We start from the raw sequence: 3,696 nt of genomic DNA, 5'->3' as shown, positions 1-3,696 counted from the left end.
GGAGGTCAGCGTCTGTTGTTCAGGTTCAGTGAGAGGGGCAACGAAGCGTTTTTCCATGGTTCTGTCCGTGTCAGAAATCCTGGCATGGATATTACACGAAAACTTTAGATCAGGTACTTACCTTTGGGTGCTCCTCACTAATAAGAAGGTTTCGATAGCGAAAGCGCCTGAATATTGCTCCTTCGGCTCTACATCCTCGCAAGCATGCCGCTTAATAAGAGGGCTGCTCGACTTCACTAATAAGCCGAACTGGCTTAAGTTAATGGGGCTTGAGCATGTATGGGCTGATAGCCGGCTGGGGAGTGGCAAAGAAAGTGCCGACGCGGAGCTGCCGGCTAGGGAGGAGCTGTTATTCAACGGTTCAGGAAAGACGTAGATTCTTTCTAATAGTATAGCAACGCTTGTATCTGCGGTTTTTTATTAATCGTGTGATTGGTTATCATAACAGGGTATGAATTATGATTTGGCAAAAACAGATAACTCTTGATGAGCTTGGCTTGAGTGCAAAGGAGACCCTAATAAGTCATCTCGGAATTGAGTTCACTAAAATTGGGGATGATTCTCTTAGTGGAAGGATGCCAGTAGATGCAAGAACCATTCAGCCTGCCGGCATACTGCATGGTGGTGCATCGGTAGTACTTGCTGAAACCCTAGGTAGTATAGCTGCTAACTTCTGTCTGAAAGACTGTAGCAAGATCGCCGTTGGCCAGGAGATTAATGCGAACCATGTGAGGCCAATGCAGTCTGGCTGGGTCTATGGAACAGCGAGGCCGCTACATATCGGCGGATCTACTCAGATATGGGAAATACATATCAAAAATAACGATGAAAGGTTGGTTTGCGTTTCTAGGTTGACCATGGCCGTTATCAATAAATGGTAAACGCATGTTCCGTTGGCCATCCTACTGTCGAGGGTCAACATGCATGACAGTTTGCTTTTGATGGCTCTGCTCGATGCTCGATAGTGTTCAGCAGTTTCATGGGGCCGACCAGAGCGTTCTCGCTGCCGCCGGTCATATCAGGCTCGCGGCATCCAGCCTCGCATCGCTCGCCGGGGCATAGAGGGGTGATCAACGACTCGGACGCCATCGCTGGCTTGTCGAGAGAACCTTTGTCTGGCTAGGTTGAGTGAGACGATGGCGATACTCTATTAGCGTCGTGTCGATATTCATTATGCCTTACGCTGCTGGGATGCTCGCTGTTCTGTCTGAACAAGCTTCGAGGCAGGTTTTGAAAAGCATTGTTAACCCGACTCAGTAAGAATCAGGCATCGATGCAAGCGAAGACGATATGCTTAGCTTTCATCTGGAAATGTCATATTTTCAGCGGTTCGCACCCTAGGTGTGAAACAGTTTCCAAAACTATCTTAGCAACCCTCGACAGCCTTCTTCGATTCGCACGCCTGCCAGACGGCAGTGCTCGCCGAGCGCAGTGAAGGTCAATTGCCTTCTATTAATGTGTTGAACCACCCTGTCGCGGCGCGTTGTGTCTGGGGGCTATTGCACGGATCAGACTCTCGGGAAAATCTCAGTACAATTCGGGAAGTTCTCATTTTGTGAGGCAAGGCTTCCCCACGTGTGCTCCTTAGACTCCCTTACAGGTGGTCGGCCTTCATGACGCCACCAAGGAGGAGAGCATGACCGCGCCTGAGCCAACCGGACTTAATAGTAAGCGCAGCAACTTTATTGGCAAGAGCCAAGCTCGCGTCGAAGACGAAGCCCTGCTGAGGGGGCTTGGACGCTATGGTGGTGATCTTGCTACACCTCCGGGTACCTTGCATGCTGCAGTGTTGCGCTCACCGCATGCCCATGCACGGCATACTTGGTCAACCTACCCCAAGCTCTAGACATGCCTGGTGTGCACGGCGTGTAGATAGGGGAATATGTCAAGCGCTGGGCGGCTCCATTTGCTGTTGGTGTACGTCAGCCCATGGGGCATTGGTGTGTGGCGGTCGATAAAGTGCGCTACGTCGGCGAACCTGTCGCTGTCGTGATTGCCGAGAGTCGCTACTTCGCCGAAGATGCATTGGATGCTGTCCGTGTCGATTATGAAATATTGCTCGTCGTGATCGATCCAGAAGACGCGCTTGGGGAAGCTGCTGCTGTCCTTCATGATTAAACTAGGGGAAATGTCGTAAATGATCGACATTTTAGCTATGGCAATCCTGAGAAGGCCTTTGAAGAGGCTGTTCGCCGCGTATCGCTCAAGGTTCAGTATCCCCGTAGTTCTTGCATGCCGATCGAATGCTACGTCGTACTCGCCCAGTTTTATCCAGCCTCTTCCACTAATGACGTTACCTCTAACTTCCAAAGGCCATTCGCGCTGCATTCGGTGATGGCGCGTGCATTGAAAGTTTCATCTAACTGCTTACGCTTGCGCACACCACCGGACTCCGGTGGCAGTTCTGGCATCAAGCAGGGGGGCACTTATGTGGTGCTGATGGGACTGGCTGCGCGCAAGGTTGGCGCTCCGGTCAAATGGGTTGAAGATCGTCTAGAGCATCTACAAGGCGCGTCGCCAGGCACCAACCGTGTCATCAACATCGAGGTAGCGGTTACCAAATATGGGAGAGTAGCTGCTCTCAGGTTCGATCATGCTGGTGTATTTTTACTTCGCCGTAATAGGTATGTCGTTGTTAAAAGAAGGTTTGATTTTGGTATTGTCAATTGCGCTAAACATGGAGCGTTTGGTCAATAAAAGTTAATAGTGCTTCTGGCACTTACCCCGTCCAATGTTACACATTGGGCGGGGAGCACTTTAGGTTCCTAATTGAAGTGCTGGACTTTCTTAATGGCAAAGCATTAAGAAAGTCCAGCCGCCAACCATTAAGTAGTGTTGCACTTAGAATGCATCCACCCACTAGCATAGTCTTGTCGCATTCATTGATCGGGATAACAGCGTGTTGGCTAAAAGAGTCGGTGGCTTCCGAAAAAATACCTAAAATTATCCAGGGATATTGATCCGCTAATCTAGTGAAAAACCGAGGTGCTCACGCTCGATATGCAGCTGTTCACTAATACGAATATCTTTCGCTTCTCGACTTTGTATCACACCATTCCATAGCTTAATCGGATAATGGGGTATATTTTCTGCTAACCCCTCTTATCGTGGTTATATATTCCCACGACTCAACTCTTGGTGGCCTTCGAACAGGCAGAGCAGAATATCCAGCATCAAGTACTTACAGGTACGCCTTGGGTACGAAAGAAAGTTGCACTTACCTTGGTTGATAAGGCACTCACTATTGGGCAACTTTTTGTCTTAGTAATCGCATTCACGGGTGTCAGAAAGTCTGAATCTCAATTGAGAGTTCACGGTGATAAATGGATGACATATCCTCCGATGATTAGCCTGTACTGTACGGGCATTTTGGAATTTTATCGTGATGCTAAACTGGGAAAGCGAGTGCAATCGCCAAAGGTAATCATAATAGGATGTGAAGCACAGGTAAGGCACTGCCGCCAAAGGTCAGAATGGTCCGAAAACCGGACATGTTAAAATCACGCTATGTGTCCACCTTGATGGTGATGATGGGCAATGGTCGGTGTGAATCGGGATAAAGTGGGAAGAACTATTAGGTTCTGTCTGAAAAGTTGGCTCTCATGCATTGCTCAATGCAAGCCAGTGTCACCATGGCCTTGAAACTACTGGCCAGCTTGTCGTAACGCGTATTAAGCCGACGCTTTTCCTTCAACC

At 49.1% G+C, this 3,696-nt stretch carries 4 protein-coding genes and 1 pseudogene; all 5 read left to right on the top strand.

The genetic code is table 11. From position 1 onward, the window contains the following. A partial coding sequence (locus HUO07_RS21645; RefSeq protein WP_217908998.1) for a hypothetical protein occupies positions 1 to 376 on the top strand: 376 nt, incomplete at its 5' end. Positions 377 to 458: 82 nt separating this feature from the next. Further along, the gene (locus tag HUO07_RS21300) at positions 459 to 881 is read left to right on the top strand and encodes a hotdog fold thioesterase (protein WP_022523788.1); all 423 of its coding nucleotides are present in this window, start codon (positions 459 to 461) and stop codon (positions 879 to 881) included. A gap of 755 nt (positions 882 to 1,636) precedes the next feature. Next, complete coding sequence (locus tag HUO07_RS21975; RefSeq protein ID WP_246286980.1) at positions 1,637 to 1,846, top strand: hypothetical protein; 210 nt, start codon at positions 1,637 to 1,639, stop codon at positions 1,844 to 1,846. A gap of 83 nt (positions 1,847 to 1,929) precedes the next feature. Next, positions 1,930 to 2,118: a hypothetical protein gene (locus HUO07_RS21970; RefSeq protein ID WP_246286978.1), complete on the top strand. Its 189-nt coding sequence runs from the start codon at positions 1,930 to 1,932 to the stop codon at positions 2,116 to 2,118. Between the two features lie 69 nt (positions 2,119 to 2,187). After that, positions 2,188 to 2,697, top strand: a pseudogene (locus HUO07_RS21965) (molybdopterin cofactor-binding domain-containing protein); the annotation flags it as partial. Between the last annotated feature and the right edge of the window lie 999 nt (positions 2,698 to 3,696).

The organism is Vreelandella maris (assembly GCF_013371085.1).
GTDB classification, from domain to species: domain Bacteria; phylum Pseudomonadota; class Gammaproteobacteria; order Pseudomonadales; family Halomonadaceae; genus Vreelandella; species Vreelandella maris.
The sequence above is the reverse complement of the archived record's forward strand: the minus strand, read 5'-3'. Positions and strand labels throughout refer to the sequence as shown.

Excerpts from the sequence above, each read along its gene's own strand:
- HUO07_RS21975 (WP_246286980.1), top strand. The coding sequence starts at position 1,637 with ATGACCGCGCCTGAGCCAACCGGACTTAATAGTAAGCGCAGCAACTTT.
- HUO07_RS21970 (WP_246286978.1), top strand. The coding sequence starts at position 1,930 with ATGGGGCATTGGTGTGTGGCGGTCGATAAAGTGCGCTACGTCGGCGAA.
- HUO07_RS21300 (WP_022523788.1), top strand. The coding sequence starts at position 459 with ATGATTTGGCAAAAACAGATAACTCTTGATGAGCTTGGCTTGAGTGCA.